This window comes from Burkholderia sp. BCC1993 (assembly GCF_905339865.1).
GTDB lineage: Bacteria > Pseudomonadota > Gammaproteobacteria > Burkholderiales > Burkholderiaceae > Burkholderia.
Genome location: NZ_CAJPGZ010000001.1, coordinates 142,676 through 160,360 on the forward strand (window position 1 = coordinate 142,676; position 17,685 = coordinate 160,360).

The 17,685-nt window shown below is 69.5% G+C and carries 17 protein-coding genes; 13 read left to right on the forward strand and 4 right to left on the reverse strand.

From position 1 onward, the window contains the following. Positions 1-20 precede the first annotated feature (20 nt). Complete coding sequence (locus U4Y91_RS00650; protein ID WP_321802540.1) at positions 21-995, forward strand: AraC family transcriptional regulator; 975 nt, start codon at positions 21-23, stop codon at positions 993-995. Continuing rightward, positions 992-2,023 carry a LysR substrate-binding domain-containing protein gene (locus U4Y91_RS00655; protein ID WP_321802541.1) on the forward strand — a complete coding sequence of 344 codons (1,032 nt, stop codon included), beginning with the start codon at positions 992-994 and terminating at the stop codon, positions 2,021-2,023. Before U4Y91_RS00650 ends, U4Y91_RS00655 begins: the two co-directional genes overlap by 4 nt. A gap of 32 nt (positions 2,024-2,055) precedes the next feature. Here the strand turns inward: U4Y91_RS00655 and U4Y91_RS00660 are convergent, their stop codons facing one another. Further along, complete coding sequence (locus U4Y91_RS00660; protein WP_321802543.1) at positions 2,056-3,186, reverse strand: porin; 1,131 nt, start codon at positions 3,184-3,186, stop codon at positions 2,056-2,058. A 410-nt stretch (positions 3,187-3,596) separates the two neighbouring features. On the opposite strand from U4Y91_RS00660, the gene U4Y91_RS00665 reads away from it, so the two are divergent. Continuing rightward, positions 3,597-5,000 (forward strand): MFS transporter, encoded by a 1,404-nt coding sequence (locus U4Y91_RS00665; protein WP_321802544.1) that lies wholly within the window; start codon positions 3,597-3,599, stop codon positions 4,998-5,000. A 283-nt stretch (positions 5,001-5,283) separates the two neighbouring features. After that, a complete protein-coding gene (locus U4Y91_RS00670) occupies positions 5,284-6,264 on the forward strand; it encodes a PDR/VanB family oxidoreductase (protein WP_321802546.1) in 981 nt (326 codons plus the stop codon). Between the two features lie 133 nt (positions 6,265-6,397). Here U4Y91_RS00670 and U4Y91_RS00675 read toward each other — a convergent pair whose 3' ends face one another. Then, positions 6,398-7,315: a LysR family transcriptional regulator gene (locus tag U4Y91_RS00675; RefSeq protein WP_321796525.1), complete on the reverse strand. Its 918-nt coding sequence runs from the start codon at positions 7,313-7,315 to the stop codon at positions 6,398-6,400. Between the two features lie 139 nt (positions 7,316-7,454). On the opposite strand from U4Y91_RS00675, the gene U4Y91_RS00680 reads away from it, so the two are divergent. From U4Y91_RS00680 to U4Y91_RS00690, 3 genes are all read left to right on the forward strand, one after another. Continuing rightward, positions 7,455-8,738 (forward strand): aromatic ring-hydroxylating oxygenase subunit alpha, encoded by a 1,284-nt coding sequence (locus U4Y91_RS00680; protein WP_044845359.1) that lies wholly within the window; start codon positions 7,455-7,457, stop codon positions 8,736-8,738. After that, positions 8,738-9,238, forward strand: coding sequence for an aromatic-ring-hydroxylating dioxygenase subunit beta (locus U4Y91_RS00685; RefSeq protein WP_321802548.1), 501 nt, complete (start codon positions 8,738-8,740; stop codon positions 9,236-9,238). The genes U4Y91_RS00680 and U4Y91_RS00685 overlap by 1 nt, the downstream gene beginning before the upstream one ends. A gap of 171 nt (positions 9,239-9,409) precedes the next feature. After that, positions 9,410-9,796 (forward strand): tautomerase family protein, encoded by a 387-nt coding sequence (locus U4Y91_RS00690; RefSeq protein WP_321802550.1) that lies wholly within the window; start codon positions 9,410-9,412, stop codon positions 9,794-9,796. Between the two features lie 161 nt (positions 9,797-9,957). Here U4Y91_RS00690 and U4Y91_RS00695 read toward each other — a convergent pair whose 3' ends face one another. Beyond that, the gene (locus tag U4Y91_RS00695; RefSeq protein WP_321802552.1) at positions 9,958-11,514 is read right to left on the reverse strand and encodes an ATP-binding protein; all 1,557 of its coding nucleotides are present in this window, start codon (positions 11,512-11,514) and stop codon (positions 9,958-9,960) included. Positions 11,515-11,641: 127 nt separating this feature from the next. Between U4Y91_RS00695 and U4Y91_RS00700 the strand changes: the two genes are divergently transcribed. The 5 genes from U4Y91_RS00700 to U4Y91_RS00720 are packed head-to-tail and all read left to right on the forward strand — an operon-like array spanning position 11,642 to position 15,799. Beyond that, positions 11,642-12,835, forward strand: a complete 1,194-nt coding sequence (locus U4Y91_RS00700) for an acyl-CoA dehydrogenase family protein (RefSeq protein WP_321802553.1) — start codon at positions 11,642-11,644, stop codon at positions 12,833-12,835. A 53-nt stretch (positions 12,836-12,888) separates the two neighbouring features. Further along, positions 12,889-13,266 carry a hypothetical protein gene (locus U4Y91_RS00705; RefSeq protein WP_131931645.1) on the forward strand — a complete coding sequence of 126 codons (378 nt, stop codon included), beginning with the start codon at positions 12,889-12,891 and terminating at the stop codon, positions 13,264-13,266. 8 nt (positions 13,267-13,274) lie between these two features. Next, complete coding sequence (locus U4Y91_RS00710) at positions 13,275-13,844, forward strand: nuclear transport factor 2 family protein (RefSeq protein ID WP_321802556.1); 570 nt, start codon at positions 13,275-13,277, stop codon at positions 13,842-13,844. Between the two features lie 31 nt (positions 13,845-13,875). Beyond that, positions 13,876-15,000, forward strand: coding sequence for an amidase (locus tag U4Y91_RS00715; RefSeq protein WP_321802558.1), 1,125 nt, complete (start codon positions 13,876-13,878; stop codon positions 14,998-15,000). 55 nt (positions 15,001-15,055) lie between these two features. Then, positions 15,056-15,799 (forward strand): SDR family NAD(P)-dependent oxidoreductase, encoded by a 744-nt coding sequence (locus U4Y91_RS00720; protein WP_321802560.1) that lies wholly within the window; start codon positions 15,056-15,058, stop codon positions 15,797-15,799. A gap of 353 nt (positions 15,800-16,152) precedes the next feature. Here the strand turns inward: U4Y91_RS00720 and U4Y91_RS00725 are convergent, their stop codons facing one another. Continuing rightward, complete coding sequence (locus U4Y91_RS00725; protein WP_321802562.1) at positions 16,153-16,785, reverse strand: response regulator transcription factor; 633 nt, start codon at positions 16,783-16,785, stop codon at positions 16,153-16,155. A gap of 332 nt (positions 16,786-17,117) precedes the next feature. On the opposite strand from U4Y91_RS00725, the gene hpaC reads away from it, so the two are divergent. Next, positions 17,118-17,663: a 4-hydroxyphenylacetate 3-monooxygenase, reductase component gene (gene hpaC, locus U4Y91_RS00730; RefSeq protein WP_124520373.1), complete on the forward strand. Its 546-nt coding sequence runs from the start codon at positions 17,118-17,120 to the stop codon at positions 17,661-17,663. Positions 17,664-17,685 lie beyond the last annotated feature (22 nt).

Sequence of the window (17,685 nt, forward strand, 5' to 3'; positions counted from 1 at the left end):
ATCCGACACGAGGCCACCGCATGGATATCGCCCTTTCCCGACATGCGCCGAACCGGCTCGGCACGCTGCATGCGCCCGACGAAGTCGAACGCGCGGTCGCGCACCGGCTCGGGCCGCACCGGATGGCCGCGCACGGCCGCGATCCGTTTCATGCGGAGCTGTACGAGGTGCCGCTGCATCACGGCGCACTGCTCGAGCTCTGCTACGGCCGCGAGACGCGCATCGAGTTCGGCGACGATGCCGGGCATTTCCTGTTCCGGCTGACGCTGTCGGGCGCATGTGAGCTGCAGGCCGGCGACGTGGTCGCACGCGCCGGGCCGGGCCAGCTGACCGTGTCGTCGCCGGCGCTCGCGAGCCGCCTGAGCACGAGCCCCGATTGCCGCAACCTGGTGCTGCGGCTCGAACGCGGCGCACTCGAGCGCAAGCTGCAGGACATGCTGCACACGACGCTCACGCGGCCGCTGCAGTTCGATCTCGCGGCCGGCGGCAACGGCGCGGGCGCCGCGCTCGTGCTGCCGACCTTCGAATACCTGTGCCGGCTCGGCGCGCAGCCGGGGATCGGCACGTCGATCACGACGTTCGGCGCCGATCTCACTGCGTGGCTGATGGCGCTGCTGCTCACGCACCTGCCGCATTCGTACAGCGCCGCGCTCGCGCGCGGCACGCCGCCGCTGCCGGCGCACGTGCGCCGCGCGTGCGACCACGTCGACACGCACCTGGGCGACCCGCTCGCGCTCGCCGCGCTCGCGGCCGTCGCGGGCGTCGCGCCGCGCACGCTCCAGCATGCGTTCCGCGCGTTCCTGAACACCACGCCGGCCGCCTACGTGCGCGAGCGCCGGCTGGCCGCGGTGCACGCCGCGCTGCAGCGCGGCGACGCGCGCAGCGTGACCGACGTGCTGATCGCGCACGGCATTCACGGCTTCGGCCATTTCGCGAAGGCGTATGCGCGGCGTTACGGCCACCTGCCTTCCGTCACCGCGAGGCAAGCACCATGACGCACTCCGCCACCGGCCGGCCGCCGGCCCGCCCCGAACCCGCGGCGCACGACGCAGACGCGCCCGACGGCCTGCGCGTGCAGGACCTCGACCTGAATCTGCTGAAGACGTTTCGCGCGGTGTACGAAGAACGGCACGTCGGCCGCGCAGGGTTGCGGCTGGGCGTCACGCAGCCGTCGGTGAGCTACGCGCTCGGCCGGCTGCGCCTGATGTTTCGCGACGCGCTGTTCGTGCGCACCGGCACCGGCGTCGAGCCGACGCCGCGCGCGCAACGGCTCGCACTATCGGTCGACAAGGCGCTCGCGATCCTGCAGGACGTGCTCGACGAAGGCTCGCGCTTCGCGCCGGACAGCACCCAGCGCGTGTTCCGGCTGCACATGAGCGACTTCGCGGCAAGCGCGTTCCTGCCGACGCTGCTCGCGGCATTCGACCGGCGCGCGCCGGGCGCGGTGATCGAGACGCTGCATGTCGACGAATGCCAGCTCAACGTCGCGCTCGAATCGGGCCGCATCGACTTCGCGCTCGGGCATTTCGCGGATGCATCGAGCCATTTCCAGCGTACCGCGCTGCTGCACGAACGCTGCGTGCTGCTGATGCCGCGCCGCACCGCGCAGCGCCTCGCGCTACCCGGCGGCTTCGTGCTCGACGGCGACGCGCCGGACGCGCTGCGCTTCGTCGCGGTGACCGCGCATCCGCAATCGATGCAGCTGCTGGAGCGGCACGGCCTGATGCCGCGCGTGCGGGCGGCGCTGCCCGACTTCATGGTGGTGCCGACGCTGCTCGAACACGGCGATTACGCGCTGATCCTGCCGGAGACCGTCGCGCTCACGTTCGCGGCGCGCCAGCCGTGCACGCTCTACGAGATCGCGGGCGCCGGCGAATGGGCCGTCAACGCGTACTGGCACCGGCGCTTCGACGCGGACCCGGGCCATCGCTGGCTGCGCGCGCTGCTGCTGGAGCTGTTCGACATCGGCCGGCAGGCGCCGTTCGACGCATGGCTCGCGCCGCAGCCGCCCGCCTGCGCATAGCGGCGCGGGCGGGCGCAGGCCGACCTCGGCGGTCAGAACGCCGTGAGGATGCCCGCGACGATCGAGCTGGCGGTCGCGCCGGGTTTCGCGACCGCGACGCCGCCGCCCGCCGCGCCATTGACGACGAAGCGCGCGTGCGCGCCGTTGCGCACCATCGCAGCGCCCGTGTACAGCACCGTGCGCTTCGACAGCGGATAGTCGAAGCGGATGCCGTACGAATCGGCGTTGCCGTCGCTGTCGGCGACCTTCCGGTAGTGGCCGATGCTCAGCAGCAGCGACGCGCGCCCGATCGGCACCGTCGCGCTGAGTTCCATCGTGTCGCTGTGCGGATACGCGCTCTGGCTGTCGATCGCGGCCGCGACGTCGGGGCCGCCGCGATGCCGCATGTACAGCGCGGCGACCTTCACGACGTTGAAGTCGTACGAGATCGCGCCGACCGTGTAGCTGCCGTTCGCGGCCGAACTGGTGACGCCGAGCGCGGGTGCCGCCACCGGGCTGAACTTCTGCTGCATGTAGTCGACGTCGACCGACAACCCGCCGCGCACGTAGTTGAGGCCCGCGCCGTACGTGTCGCCGAGCGTCGCCGGCTGGCCGGCCGCGCCGTTGGTGCCGCGCGCGGCCATCGCGCGCAGCATGAAGCCCGCGTAACGCGGCGACGTGTAGCGCATCGAGTTGCGCACGCGCAGGAACGCGGGGCCGACGAAGTTGTTCGTCGCGTTGCCCCATGCGAGGCCCGCGCCGAGCCCGGGCAGGCTGTACGTGACGAGCGTCGTGTGCACGATCGTGTAGAGCTCGCCGAACTGCACGCCGCCGAACGGCCCGGTGATGCCGACCCACGCCTCGCGGCCGAACAGCGCGCTGCTGTTCGACAGTGCGCCGCTCGCCGCATTGAAGCCGTCCTCGAGCTTGAAGATCGTCGCGTAGCCGCCGCCGAGATCCTCGACACCCTTCAGCCCCCACTGCGACGCCCACAGATTGCCGCTGCCCATGCGCGTCACGTGGTTCGGCCCGGCGTTCGCATATTCGATCGCGGTGTCGATGCGACCGTAGAGCGTCACGCTCGATTGCGCGACAGCCGGCAGCGATGCGCACGCAAGGAGCGCGGCCGCCAGCGTGGCAAGCGGTACGGCAAGCCGGTCGGCCCGCCCGTTCGAATGGTTCATCTTCGTCGTCCCGTGGAAATGCCGGCGCTTGTCGGCAACGCGCCGTTTGACATGAAGCGCGTTCGCTTTCGGATGCGAACGCTGCCGATCAAAAACGGGCCGAGTCTAGGAACGACAATTTCGGACGTCGACGCAATGCGCTCTATAACGCTTATAGACGCACCGCATGATGCGCGCATGCACCGCCGCACGTGCGCCGCGCGGCGGCCCGCGCGCACGACCTCGGTGTTTTCTTTATCCGCGTCCGTAAATGTCCCTGTGGCGCGGCTGTCACTCCGGCTATGGCGGCCGAATTTGGCCGACTACGCTGCGTCTCTGATCGTGTCACCCGCACGCTTTCGCGCCGCGACGGCGCCCGGCCCGCGAGGCCCGCGCCGCGCTTTTCCACCGCCCGCTCCTGGAGAATCCGCATGTCCGCACCCACGGCCCGCGCTGCCGACGGCAAGCGCTATACGTACGAATGGTATGTCGTCGTCATCTGCATGCTCGCGTATGTCTTTTCGTTCGTCGATCGCCAGGTGCTCGTCCTGATGATCGAACCGATCAAGCGCGACCTGCACCTGACCGATACGCAGTTCAGCCTGCTCAACGGCTTCGCGTTCTCGCTGTTCTACGCGGTGATGGGCCTGCCCGTCGCGTATCTCGCCGACCGCTACGCGCGCCCGCGCATCATCGCGCTCGGCATCGCGCTGTGGAGCGTCGCGACCGCCGCGTGCGGGCTCAGCCAGCAGTTCGTGCAGATGTTCATCGCGCGGATGGGGGTCGGCGTCGGCGAGGCCGCGCTGTCGCCCGGCGCGTACTCGATGCTCGCCGACTACTTCCCGAAGGAGAAGCTCGGCCGCGCGATCGCCGTGTATTCGCTCGGCTCGTTCATCGGCGGCGGCGTCGCGTTCCTGATCGGCGGCTACGTGATCGCGCTGCTCAAGCATGCGAGCGCGTTCACGCTGCCGGTCGTCGGGCAGGTGCATGCGTGGCAGGTCACGTTCCTGATCGTCGGGCTGCCGGGGATTCTCGTCGCGCTGCTGTTCGCCGCGACCGTGCGCGACCCGCAGCGCAAGGGGCTCGCGCAGGACCGCTCGGGCGCCGTGCGGCGCGTGTCGATGCGCGATTCGCTGCGCTTCGTCGGCACGCATCGCGCGACCTTCGCGTGCCACTACCTCGGCTTCTCGTTCTATGCGATGACGCTGTACTGCCTGCTGAGCTGGACGCCCGCGTTCTATATCCGCCGCTTCGGGATGACCGCCGTCGAAGCCGGCTACACGCTCGGCGTCGTGCTGCTCGTCGCGAATACCGCCGGCGTGTTCTGCGGCGGCTGGCTCAACGACTGGCTGCTGCGCCGCGGCCGCACCGATGCGCCGATGCGCGCAGGCGCGATCGGCGCCGCATGCATGGTGATCCCCGCGACGCTGTTCACGCAGCTCGACAGCCTGCCGGCGTCGCTCGCGATGCTGGTCGTCGCGATGTTCTTCGCGTCGTTCCCGATGCCGACGTCGACCGCCGCGATGCAGACGCTCGCACCGAACCAGATGCGCGCGCAGATCTCCGCGCTGTTCCTGCTCGTGTCGAACCTGATCGCGCTCGGGATCGGCACGACCGTCGTCGCGCTGTTCACCGATCGCGTGTTCGGCGCGCCGGCGGCGGTCGGCCATTCGATGTCGATCGTGAACGTCGCGGCGGCCACGCTCGCCGCATTGCTGCTGGCCGTCGGCTGCCGGCAGTATCGACGCAGCCTTGAGCGCGAACGCGGCCATACGTCGGCGTCGGCTTCGGCTGATGCGGCCGTCGACGGCGGCAGCGCCGTCGCCGCACGCTGAAGTCGCGCTGGTCGGCGTCGGCTTCCGCTGATGCGGCCGTCGACGGCGGCAACGCCGTTGCCGCACGCTGAAGTCGCGCGGTTCAGCGATCGCGTGTTCGGCGCACCGCCTGCGCGATCGTCGACGCCGCGGCCGCCACGCTGACCGCCGACCATCATCCATGTCACTGATTCTGGAATCGCTTTTTTATCGATTTGATTTATGCGATGCCCGTCCTTATCCTCGGTTGCATGACGGCGCTGCACTAGCCGCGCCGGTTTCTCCCTCCCCCACGGAACACCCCATGCAAGCGAACCGCCACCAGGTCCGGATCGACGCGCTGATCGACGCGGCGCAGGACATCCGCTGTTTCCGGGTCTCGCGCGTCGACGGCCAGCCGTTCGACGCGTACGAGCCGGGCGCCCATATCGACGTCACCGCGCCGTCCGGCGTCACGCGGCAATACTCGCTGTGCGGCCGTCCCGACGAGCGCGGCAGCTATCTGTTCGCGGTGAAGAAGGAAGCGCAGTCGCGCGGCGGCTCGCGCTCGCTGCACGACGACGTGCGCGTCGGCGCAGAGCTGTCGATCGGCGCGCCGCGCAACCTGTTTCGTCTGGCGGACGACGCGAGCGAGCATGTGCTGGTCGCAGCCGGGATCGGCATCACGCCGCTGCTGTCGATGGCATACGCGCTCGAGCAGCGCGGCGCGCGTTACCGGTTGCACTACTTCGCGCGCAGCCGTGAACACGCGGCCTTCGTCGACGAACTGTCGGCCGAACCGTTCGCGTCTCGCGTGACCTTCCATTACGGGATCGGGCCCGATGCGCTCGCGGCCGAACTGGGCCGCTGCGTCGAGTCGATCGACGCGAAAGCGCACGTCTATACGTGCGGGCCCGGGCCATTCATGGATGCCGTCGTCGCGGCGGCGGCCACGCGGCTTCCGGAAGACGCGATTCATCTCGAACGCTTCGCGGCGGAACCCGTCGCGGCCGACGCCGCTGTCGATGCCGCCCAGGCGGAAGGCTTCGAAGTGCGGCTGCAGCGCAGCGGTCAAGCAGTGCGCGTCGCGCCCGGCACGTCGATCGTCGACGCGCTCGCGCGCATCGGCATCGAGGTCGATACGTCATGCGGCGAAGGCGTGTGCGGCACCTGCTTGGTGCCGGTGCTCGACGGCGAGCCCGATCATCGCGACCACTGCCTCAGCAAGGCCGAGCGCGCGAGCAACACGGTGATCTGCTGCTGCGTGTCGCGGGCGCGCTCGGCGGTGCTCGTCCTCGATCTGTGATGCGCGGCGGACGCTGACGTGCTGCGGCGCTGATCGACTGATCGACCGATGCGTCGATGCGCCGACGCGCCGGTGCGCCGTTGCGCCGTTGCGCTGGCGGCACGCAGAGCCGCCCCGGCGCGCCGCCCGATCGTCACGCGTCGAACCGCTCGACGATCTCAGCGAGCAGCGCGCGCATCCACGCGATCCCCTCGTCCTCGTGAAAATGCTCGTGCCAGTGCATCGTGACCGGCGCGGGCGGCAGCGTGACCGGCAGTTCGTACAACCGGAACGCGTTGTCGCGGTTCAGGATCCGCGCGAGCCGCTTCGGCAGCGTCGCATAGAGATCGGTGACCGACAGCACGCTCGGCAGCGCGACGAAGTGCGGCACTTCGAGCGCGATGTTGCGGCCCACGCCCTGCGCGCGCAACGCGTCGTCGAGCGCGTGGTGGCTGTGCTCGACCGATTTCACGTTGACGTGCGCGGCGCGCACGAACTGCTCGAGGCTCAGCGCCGCGCCGGCCGGCAGCCCGCGCCGGCGCCCCGTCATGCACACGTAGGTTTCCTCGAACAGCAGCTGGTGGCGCGTGCGCGGCATCAGCTCCGGCAGGTTGCCGATCGCGAAGTCCAGCCGGCTCGCGCGCAGCGCCTCCTCGATCTCCTCCACCGGCAGCGGCTGCACGCTCAGCGTCACGCGCGGCGCGCGTTCGCGCAGCGCCTGGCAGATCGCCGGCAGGTACGCCATCTCGCCCGCATCCGACAGCGACAGCCGGAACGTGCGCGTGCTCGACGCCGGATCGAAACGCTCCGCATAGCGCAGCGCGACGCGCACCATGTCGAGCGCCTTGCCGACGATCCCCGCGAGTTCGAGCGCGACCGGCGTCGGCTGCATCCCCGCGCGCGTGCGCACGAACAGCGGATCGTCGAACAGTGTGCGCAGCCGCCCGAGCGAATAGCTGACGGCCGGCTGCGACAGCGCGAGCCGCTCGCCGGCCTTGGTCAGGCTGCGCTCCTCGACGATCGCCTGGAACACCCGCAACAGGTTCAGATCGAGATGATCGACCGATGTCATCGTGACCTCCATCATTTGCCGCATTTATTTGATTGACAATTTTAGATCAATTTGACGGATATGTAGCGGAAGACGAGACTGGGTACCCGATGCCGCGCGCGACGCGGCCCGATTTCGCGACTCTTTCCCCACGACGACGATGAGCGACATTCCCACCCAGACGATCGACACCCGCGCGTTGCACGGCTTCGCGCAGCCCGACCGCATCGCGCCCGCGATGTATCACGACCCCGCGCTGTTCGAGGCCGAGCTCGACCGCATCTTCTACCGCACCTGGATCTGGGTCGCGCACGAGAGCGAGCTGCCGAACCCGGGCGACTTCGTCACGACGACGATCGGCCGCCAGCCGGTGATCGTCGTGCGCGACAGGACCGGCGAGATCAACGTGCTGCAGAACCGCTGCCGCCACCGCGGCGCGACCGTGTGCGAATCGCACAAGGGCAACGCGAAGGGCTTCACGTGCCCGTATCACAGCTGGTCGTACGCGCTCGACGGCACGCTGCGCGCGCTGCCGTACGGCGACGGCTACGAAGGCGTGTGCGAGAAAGGCGACCTGCCGCTCGTGAAGCTGCGCGTGGGCGTGTACCAGGGGCTGATCTTCGCGAGCTTCAACGACGCCATCGAACCGCTCGAGGATTTCCTCGGCGGCGCGAAGCCGTGGATCGACCTGTTCATGAAGCAGGGTGCCGGCTACCCGATCAAGGCGAACGGCGAGCACAAGTTCAAGTTCAAGGGCAACTGGAAGATCCAGCTCGAGAACACGACCGACCTCTATCACTTCCCCGTCGTGCACAAGTCGTGGATGAAGTCGATCGACGACGAAACGGCGGCCGCGATCACGAGCTTCATGACGAGCGAGGACGCCTTCTGCCGCGGGCTCGGCAACGGTCACAGCCTCGCGGTGCTGATGCCCGAGCTGATCGATCTCGACCAGGACGACGGCGCGCCGCTGCCCGAGCGCTTCGCGCCGCTCGCGGCGAAGCTCGCCGAGCGCCACACGCCGGACGAAGTGCGTCGCATCGTGCGCTCGCTGATGGGGGTCGGCTTCAACCTGAACCTGTTCCCGAACCTCGCGCTGTCGATGGCGTTCTTCCGCGTGCTGCGGCCGATCTCCGCGAACGAAACCGAGATCCGTCACGTCGCGCTCGCGATGGACGGCGGCCCGGACGAAGCGAATCGCGAGCGGCTGCGGATTCACGAGCATTTCCAGGGCCCGTTCGGCTTCGGCAGCCCCGACGACGCGGAAGCGTGGGAGCGCGTGCAGCGCGGCGCGCATGCGGGGCCGGACGTGCCGATCCTCGTGAACCGCGGGCTGAACCGCGAGACGACCGCCGCGAACGGCGAAAAGACCGCGCATGCGACCGACGAGACGGGCATGCGCGAGGCCTACCAGCAATGGCGCAAGATGATGGAGCAACAGTAATGGACGACCGCAACGCCCTCTTTTCCGAGCAGACCTTCGCCCGCGCGGTCGAATTCGTGTGGCGCGAAGCCGAGTTGCTCGACCGCCGCGACTATCGTGCGTGGCTCGACCTGTGGGACCCGGCCGGTCACTACGTGGTGCCGATCGATCCCGACGCGACCGACTTCGCGGCGACGCTCAACTACGTGTTCGACGACCAGGACATGCGCGAGAAGCGCGTGCAGCGGATGCTGTCCGGTTACTCGGCGTCGGCGACAGACGCGGCGCGCACGGTGCGCACCGTGTCGCGCTTCACGCTGGAGAGCAGCAGCGCCGGCATGGTCGAGCTGAAATCCGCGCAGGTCGTCGTCGCGTACAAGCGCGGCGTCGCGACGCTGTTCGCGGCCGACGTCACGCACAAGCTGCACATCGACGCCGGCGGCGAATTGCGGATCGCCGGGAAGATTGTGCGCCTGATCGACTCGACCGAAGCGCTCAGCGCGATCGGCTTCCTGCTGTAAGCGGCCGCCGCTTCGCTGTCGCCAGCGCAACGGTGAGGCGGCCACCTTCACCTTTCGGGACGCTCATGCTCACACTCGAATGCGGAAACGGTCGTCCGTCCGATCGGTTCGGCCGAATCACTCGGCGCGATCGGAACGGTGATGCGGCCACCTTCACCTTTCCGGACGACCATGCCCACACTCGAAGTTTTCCTGCCGGCCGGCCACGACGACGCGCGCAAGGCCGAGCTGATCGCGCGGCTCAGCGGCGCGACCGTCGACGCGATCGGCGCACCGCTCGAATCGGTGCGCGTACTGCTCACCGAATTGCCCGCCACGCACATCGGCCTTGGCGGCCGCACGGCCGCCGATGGCGCACCGCCGTCGCTGCCGGTGATCGTCGCGATCCTGATCGCCGGCCGCACCGACGCGCAGAAACGCGCGCTGATCGCCGCGCTGTCCGACGCCGGCGCGAACGTGCTCGATGCGCCATTGCAGGCGACGCGCGTGATCATCAAGGACATCCCGAGCACCGACTTCGGGATCGGCGGCCAGACCGCGCGGGCGCTGGGGCGCTGATCGTGTGCCGCGCGTCGCTGTCTGGCTGCGATGTGCGTGATGTGCGTGATGTGCGTGATGTGCGTGATGTGCGTGATGTGCGTGATGTGCGTGATGTGCGTGATGTGCGTGATGTGCGCGACGTGCGTGGCGCACGTCACGCTTGCGCCCCGACGCACCGGTTACGCCTGCGTACCGACAAGCGGCAGCGTCACGCGGCAGTCGAGCCCGCCGCCTTCGGCCGGGCTCGCGCCGATGCGCCCGCCATGGCGCGTGACGATGCTCTTGCACAGCGACAGCCCGATCCCGTTGCCGCCGGCCTTCGACGACGAGAAACCGTCGAACAGCCGGTCGTGCGCCCCTTCTGCGATACCGGGCCCGTTGTCGATCGCACGCAGCTCCGCCTGGCCGCCGACGTCAGCGGTACCGAGCGTCAGCGTGCACGGCGCGCGCGCGCAGCCGGCGAACGCCTCGATCGCGTTGAAGGCGAGATTCAGGATCACCTGCCCGATCAGCACACGCTCGCAGCGAATCGGCAGCGGCCTGTCGGCCTGCACGATCGCGACCGTCACGCCCGCTTCCTTCGCACGCAGCTCGATGAAATACGCGACGTCGGCGAGGATCTCGCGCAGATCGGCGAGCGCGACGACCGGCTCGCGCTTCACGATGAACTCGCGCACGCTCTTGATGATCAGCGCCGCATGCTCGGCCTGCCGGTCCGCGCTGCGCAGCCCCCAGATCGCATCGTCGACGGCGCCGCGCGTGTTCAGCCGCTGCACCGCACCCTCGATGAAGTTGCGCACGGCCGCGAGCGGCTGGCTCAGCTCGTGCGCGATCACGGTCGCCATTTCGCCCATCGCGTTGTAGCGGCCCGCGTATTCGAGCATGCGCGCTTCGGCGCGGCGCGCCTCCTCGATCGCGACTTCGTCGCTGACGTCGCGGAAATGCACGAGCAAACCGTCGAGGTCGCCTTCGATCTCGACTTGCCGGCACACGATGCGCAGCCAGCACGCCGAGCCGTCGCGCCGCACGAAGCGGTAGCGCTGCGGCTCGGACGGGCACGTCGACGGCGCATCGCGCAGCTGCGCGACGAGCCGGTCGCGATCGGCCGCGGTGCAGTAGTCGAGCACGCCGCCGAGCGCTTCGTCGGGCGCGAGCCCGAGCACGCGGCGCCCCGACTCGCTGATGAACTGCGCGCCGCCGTTCGGCGTCACGACCGCGATGCCTTCGTCGAGATCCTGCATGAATTCGCGCAGCCGCGCCTCGTAGCGGCGCAACTGCTGACGGATCGCCTCCTCCGCGCTGATGTCGCGGAACTGCACCATCACGACGTCGCGCCCGCGCAGCGGCACGTGCGTCGCGATCGCCTCCGACAGCATGTCGACGCCGGTGCGCGACCGATAGCACCACTCGTACACCTGCGGCCGCCCTTCGGCGATCGCGCGATCCATCGCGCCCACGCCGATCTCGCGCCGGTATTTCGGTTCGGGACGCGTCATGTCCGGTGCCTTCAGCGGCAGCAGCTCCTCGACGGAAAAGCCGAGCGCGATGCACGCGGCGCGGTTCGCCCACACGATCGCCTTGGTCTGCGCGTCGTGCAGCAGCACGCAGGTCGTCAATGCGTCGAGCAGCCGGTGGAAATCGTCTTCGTCGGGGAAGCTCATGATCGGATTCGGTGGAAGGCGCGCGGCGTCGCGCGGCCGGATGTCCAACATAGCACCGGCGTGCACGGCCCGCATCTGAAGATTTCTTTAGTCCGGCACGGAGCCACACCAGTCGCGCGGCCCTACGCACCAATTGCTGCGTGTTTTCGGCGTTTCTAGACTGATTGCATCGTCTTTCGAACCCCATCCCCAGGAGCCACTCATGCCCAACGCCGCCCTCGCCATCGACGCCGCGTCCCCTTCGCCGCATGCAGTCCGCGAAGCGGCCGCACGGGTGTCGCCGCTCGACGCGGTGATCGAGACCGTCGCCGCGCGCCGCGACGAATTCGATCGCCTGTCGCACGTGCCGCGCGACGTGATCGCGCTGTTCAAGGAGGCCGGCATCTATCGCGCGGGCACGCCGCGCCGCTTCGGCGGCGATGCGCTCGCGCCGACCGCGTTCCTCGACATGATCGAGCGGATCGCGACCGCCGACGGGTCGGCCGCGTGGGTCGCGAGCTTCGGCTCGGCCAACGTCTATCTCGCCGCGTTGCCGCTCGCCACGCAGGCCGAGCTGTACGCGAGCGGCCCCGACCAGGTATTCGCGGGCGGGCTGTTCCCGGTCCAGCCCGCGCAGGCGGCACCCGGCGGCTGGCGCGTGAACGGCACGTGGAAATTCGCGAGCGGCTGCAAGGGCGCCGACTGGCTCGGCGTCGGCATCGCGGTGCCCGGCGCGCAGGACGCCGCGCCGAACAAGCCGCGCACGGCCGTGTTCCGTGCCGCCGACGTCGAGATCGTCGAGAACTGGAGCGTGGTCGGCATGCAGGGCACCGGCAGCCACGACCTGCGCATCGACGACCGCTTCGTGCCCGACGCGTGGACCTTCGTGCGCGGCGGCGAGCCGACCGTCGACGAGCCGCTGTACCGCTATCCGACCGTCGCATATGCGGCGCAGGTGCTCGCCGTGGTCAACCTCGGGCTGGCCCGCGCGGCGCTCGACGTCGCGAACCGGATGTCGGGCGGCCGCCAGACGACCACCGGCGCCCCGCGCCTCGCCGATCGCGCGTATTTCCGCATCGAGCTCGCGAAGGCCGAAGCGCAGCTGCGCTCGGCGCGCGCGTTTTTCTACGACGCGACCGACTCGGTCTGGCAATCGATCCTGGCCGGCAACCCGGTCACGCCCGAGCAGGTCAGCCTGCTGCGGCTCGCGGCCACGCATATCGCCCGCGAAGGCGCGAGCGTCGTCGAGCGCGCGTACCGCCTCGGCGGCACGGCCGCGATCTATCGCACGCATCCGCTGCAGCGCCTGCTGCGCGACGCGATGGTCGTCACGCAGCATGCGTTTCTCGGCGAAGGCAACTTCGACGGCGCGGGCGCGGTGTTCACCGGCGTCACGCCGTTTCCCGGCTATCTGTAATCCGCGTCGATTCGCTTCGACGCCGCACAACGCATTCTTCAGGAGAACCTGTCATGTCCGATTCGAATCCGCTGCCGCTGCGCGTGCTGTTCTGCTGCGGCGTGTCGCAAAACTTCTTCGACCTGCCGCGCGAGAAGATCGGCGAAGTGTGGCAAGCGTACGGCGCGATGCTCGCCGCCGTCGAGGCGATGCCCGGCGTGCGCGTACTCGGCGTGATGGATGACGACCGTCTCGTCGTCGGCCAGGCCGACGGCGCGCCGTGGACGTTCTACATCATGGCCGACGTCGCCGACTTCGACACGACGGTCGCGGTATGCAACCTGTATCGCACGACGCCCGTCGGTGAATACAACCTGTGGCGCTACGGCAAGATCGAGGCGCGGGTCGGCCGTGCGCTGACCGTGCCGCCCGCCGCGAAATCCGCGGCGTGAGGCGCGCGATGACCGGCCCCGATTCGACGCGCACGCTCGAAGCGCGCGACGCGCCCGACGCACGCGAAGCCGTCAAAGCGCTCGACGCGCTCGCGCGGCGCGTGGCCACGCTCGACGCCGAACGCGCGGTGCGCGCGACGATCACGCGCTACATGGCGCTGTGCGACGTGCCGGAGGATGCCGGCGACGGGCCGGCGCTCGCCGCGCTGTTCACGGCCGACGCGGTGTGGGAAGGCATCGGCCCGCAGTACGCGCGCAAGTTCGGCCGCCTCGAAGGCACGGACGCGATCGTCGCGATGCTGCGCCGCTACCTGCCGCCCGAACCGCATTTCTCGGCGAACCTGCACTTCCTGACGTCGGAGTCGATCGACGTCGGCGCCGATCATGCGAGCGCGCGCGGCCGCTGGATCATGCTGCAGGCGTCGCGCTACGCGGACGGCACGGCCGAGCTGATCGCCGCGCGGCTGACCATCGATTTCGCGCCGGCCGCCGACGGCGCGACCTGGCTGATCCGCCATTTCCGCACCGAGCGCGTGCTCGACGGCCCGTGGCCGCTCGCCGCCGCGCCACATGCCTGAACCCTTTCACCGCACTCGCACGCCATCGACCATGACAGGCTTCATCGACACCTTCACGCTGGGCGGCCCGGGCCCGACGATCGCGATCAAGGACACGATCGACATCGCCGGCCATCCGACCCGCGCGGGCAGCCGCGCGCTCGCCGACGCAGCGCCCGCCGCGCAGCACGCGGACGTGGTCCGCCTGCTGCTCGACGCCGGCTGGCAGATCGCCGGCAAGGCGAACATGCACGAGCTCGCGTTCGGCATGACCGGCATCAACGACTACACGGGCACGCCGGTCAATCCGCAGGACCCGACGCGCATCCCGGGCGGCTCGTCGAGCGGGTCGGCATCGCTCGTCGGGCTCGGCGCCGTCGACGCCGCGCTCGGCACCGATACCGGCGGCTCGATCCGCGGGCCGGCCGCCTGCTGCGGCGTGGCCGGGTTCAAGCCGACGTTCGGCCGCGTGTCGCGGCGCGGCGTCGCACCGGCTGTCACCACGCTCGACTGCGCCGGGCCGTTCGCGCGCGACATCCGTACGCTCGCGGCCGTGATGGCCGCCATCGCGCCGGGCTTCGACCGGGCGCGCGCGGCGGCACCCGTTGCCGGCTGCACGATCGCACGCGTGATCGTCGAGGCCGAGCCGGCCATCGCGGCCGCGCTCGACGCGGCGATCCGCGGGTCGGGCCTGCGTACGCACGACGTCGTGCTCGATGCGATGCAGGATGCGTTCACCGCGGGGCTTGCCGTCATCAACGCGGAAACGTCGCGTGCATTCGGTCATCTCGTCGAAACCGGCAAGCTCGGCGCGGATCTCGATGCGCGGCTGCGCTCGGCCGCGACGACGCCCCCCGCCGCGCTCGCGCAAGCCGAAGCCGTGCGCGTGCGCTTCACGGCGCAGGTCGATGCCGCGCTCGAGCGCGCGGAGGTGCTGGTGCTGCCGACCTTGCCCGCGCTCCCGATCACGCTTCGGCAGGCACGCGACGGCGTATCGGTCATCGCGATGTCGTCGCTGATCCGGCCGTTCAACCTGAGCGGCCATCCGGCGCTCAGCCTGCCGCTGCCGCTCGCGGGAACGCCGCTGAAGGCCGGGCTGCAGATCGTCGGACGCAAGGGCGCGGACGAACAGGTGTGCGCGGTTGCCGCGCACTTCGAAGCGGCGCTCGCCGCATGAACCACGATGCGGGCGCGGCTGTGGCCACGATCCGCGAACCACGGAATCACGCACCATGTCAGACCGAGTCGTCCTCGTCACCGGCGCCGCGCGCGGGCTTGGCGCCGTCATCGCCGAACGCTTTCACGCGGCCGGCTATCGCGTCGCGCTGGCCGACATCGCCGTCGACGCCATTCACGCGCATGCGCGCGACCTCGACCCGAGCGGCGCGCGCGCGATCGCGCTGCCGCTCGACGTCACGTCGAAACGCGATTTCGAAGCCGCGCGCGATGCGCTCGTCACGCGCTGGGGCGCGATCGACGTGCTCGTCAACAATGCCGGCGCATCGAAGGTCGTGCCCGCGATGGAGATCACGGCCGAGCAGTTCGACCAGGTGATCGACGTGAACCTGCGCAGCGTGCTGTTCGGCTGCCAGGTGTTCGGCCAGTACTTCGCGACGCGCGGCGCGGGCCGCATCGTCAACATCGCGTCGCTCGCCGGGCAGAACGGCGGCTCGGCGACGGGCGCACACTACGCGGCCGCGAAAGGCGGCACGCTGACGCTGACCAAGGTGTTCGCGCGCGACCTCGCCGCGCAGGGCGTGACCGTCAACGCGATCTCGCCGGGGCCGCTCGATCTGCCGATCGTGTACGAGAGCGTCGCGCCGGACAAGCTGCGGCAGGTGCTCGCGAGCCTGCCGGGCGGCAAGCTCGGGTCGGCCGGCTTCGTCGCCGATGCGGCCGTGCTACTCGCGTCGGGCGACGCGCATTTCGCGAACGGTGCGTGCTGGGACATCAACGGCGGGTTGTACATGCGTTGAACGGCGGCATGCGTCGAGCGTGCGGTGCAGACTGATGCCGGCCGGTGCTGGCCTGTACCGCGCGCGGTGTGTGCAGTGTGTGCGGTGTATGCGGTGTGTGCGGTGTGTGCGGTGTGTGCAGTTCGTGCAGTTCGTGCAGTTCGTGCAGTTCGTGCGGTTCGTGCGGTTCGTGCAGTTCGTGCGGTTCGTGCGGTTCGTGCGGTTCGTGCGGTTCGTGCGGTTCGTGCGGTTCGTGCGGTTCGTGCGGTTCGTGCGATTCGTGCGGTTCGTGCAGTGTGCGCGGTTCGTGCGGTGCGTGGGTGCGTGCACTGCGCTTACGCGCACGGCCCGATTCGCGTGCGCCCCCCCTTGCGCTAGCGCGACGACTCCCCGTCGTCGCCCCACACGACCATCACGTCGCGCACCAGCGCGGCGATCGACGTCGCGCCGAGCTTCTCCTTGATGCTCGCGCGGTGCACGTCGACGGTCTTCACGCTGATCGACAGGTCCGACGCGATCTGCTTGCTGCCCTTGCCGTCGACGACACCGCGCAGCACCTCCTTCTCGCGCGCGGTCAGCGCATCGAGCCGCTGGCGCAGCCCGCGGTGACGCTGGTCGACCGCGTGCCGCTGCTGCGCGAGCCGCAGCGCGCGTTGCACGCGCTCGAGCATCTGCTGCGAGTTGTACGGCTTCTCGACGAAGTCGATCGCGCCGTTCTGCAGCGCGCGCACCGACATCGGAATGTCGCCGTGTCCGCTGACGAAGATCACCGGCAGCGTCGCGCCGCGCGCGTTCAGTTCCGCCTGCACGTCGAACCCGCTTTTCTCCGGCATGCGCACGTCGAGCACCAGGCACGCGGGCAGGTTCACGTCGAAGCGCGCGAGAAAATCGGCGGCATTCGCGAATCCCTCGGACGCGATGCCGACCGATTCGAGCAACCAGGCGAGCGACGTCCGCATGCCGCTGTCGTCGTCGACGATGTATACGATCGGAGCGGGTGACGTCATCGGGTGTCTCGCAAGATATCGGTATCGGTATCGCACGCGCCGCGGGTGAGGCAAGCGTCGTTCGTCGGGGGTGTGCGGCACATCATAACGAGCCGAAAATGCGCTGAATACCCCTTTACGTACCGCTCGAACGCCCGATCGCACTTTTTTTCGCGCATCGTGCCGCGCATCTAGGTAGAACCTTTAGATGCGTTGGCGGGAACGCCATCTTCATCGTCAATCGTGCGAATGTTCGCCGGCTTTTTCGCGACGTACGCTTGGTTCATCGTCGACGATCCGCTGCCGCATCGACAACGCGCGCGATCGCCGCCCTCATTCACCCAGGAGCGCCCATGTCCGCAACGACCGATACCCCGCAACCGGCGCGCGCCGCCCCCACCGACGCGCAACAGGCCTTCCGGCAAGCGATGGCCCACCTCGGCGCGGCCGTCAACGTGATCACCACCGCCGGGCCGCACGGCCGCTGCGGCATCACCGCAAGCGCCGTCTGCTCAGTCACCGACGCGCCGCCGACACTGCTCGTGTGCCTGAACCGGTCGAGCGCGATGCATGCGATCTTCGAGCGCAATCGTCAGGTGTGCATCAACGTGCTGCCAGCCGAGCACGAACTGCTCGCGCGCCATTTCGCGGGGATGACCGAGCTGCCGATGGAACGCCGCTTCGAATTGCCGGTGTGGGATCGCGGCGAGCAGGACGTCCCCGTGCTGCGCGATGCGCTCGCGAGCCTGCAGGGCAGGATCGCCGAGATGAAGGAAGTCGGCTCGCATTCGGTGATGTTCATCGAGGCGACGTCGATTCGCGTGCGCAACGACGGCGACAGCCTCATCTACTTCAGCCGCGCGTTTCATCGCGTGTCGCGCACGGCCTGCGTGCGGTAACGTAACGATCGCGGTCACGTTG

Coding starts and splice junctions, on each gene's coding strand:
- U4Y91_RS00650 (WP_321802540.1), top strand. CDS start 21: ATGGATATCGCCCTTTCCCGACATGCGCCGAACCGGCTCGGCACGCTG.
- U4Y91_RS00655 (WP_321802541.1), top strand. CDS start 992: ATGACGCACTCCGCCACCGGCCGGCCGCCGGCCCGCCCCGAACCCGCG.
- U4Y91_RS00660 (WP_321802543.1), bottom strand. CDS start 3,186: ATGAACCATTCGAACGGGCGGGCCGACCGGCTTGCCGTACCGCTTGCC.
- U4Y91_RS00665 (WP_321802544.1), top strand. CDS start 3,597: ATGTCCGCACCCACGGCCCGCGCTGCCGACGGCAAGCGCTATACGTAC.
- U4Y91_RS00670 (WP_321802546.1), top strand. CDS start 5,284: ATGCAAGCGAACCGCCACCAGGTCCGGATCGACGCGCTGATCGACGCG.
- U4Y91_RS00675 (WP_321796525.1), bottom strand. CDS start 7,315: ATGACATCGGTCGATCATCTCGATCTGAACCTGTTGCGGGTGTTCCAG.
- U4Y91_RS00680 (WP_044845359.1), top strand. CDS start 7,455: ATGAGCGACATTCCCACCCAGACGATCGACACCCGCGCGTTGCACGGC.
- U4Y91_RS00685 (WP_321802548.1), top strand. CDS start 8,738: ATGGACGACCGCAACGCCCTCTTTTCCGAGCAGACCTTCGCCCGCGCG.
- U4Y91_RS00690 (WP_321802550.1), top strand. CDS start 9,410: ATGCCCACACTCGAAGTTTTCCTGCCGGCCGGCCACGACGACGCGCGC.
- U4Y91_RS00695 (WP_321802552.1), bottom strand. CDS start 11,514: ATGCGGGCCGTGCACGCCGGTGCTATGTTGGACATCCGGCCGCGCGAC.
- U4Y91_RS00700 (WP_321802553.1), top strand. CDS start 11,642: ATGCCCAACGCCGCCCTCGCCATCGACGCCGCGTCCCCTTCGCCGCAT.
- U4Y91_RS00705 (WP_131931645.1), top strand. CDS start 12,889: ATGTCCGATTCGAATCCGCTGCCGCTGCGCGTGCTGTTCTGCTGCGGC.
- U4Y91_RS00710 (WP_321802556.1), top strand. CDS start 13,275: ATGACCGGCCCCGATTCGACGCGCACGCTCGAAGCGCGCGACGCGCCC.
- U4Y91_RS00715 (WP_321802558.1), top strand. CDS start 13,876: ATGACAGGCTTCATCGACACCTTCACGCTGGGCGGCCCGGGCCCGACG.
- U4Y91_RS00720 (WP_321802560.1), top strand. CDS start 15,056: ATGTCAGACCGAGTCGTCCTCGTCACCGGCGCCGCGCGCGGGCTTGGC.
- U4Y91_RS00725 (WP_321802562.1), bottom strand. CDS start 16,785: ATGACGTCACCCGCTCCGATCGTATACATCGTCGACGACGACAGCGGC.
- hpaC (WP_124520373.1), top strand. CDS start 17,118: ATGTCCGCAACGACCGATACCCCGCAACCGGCGCGCGCCGCCCCCACC.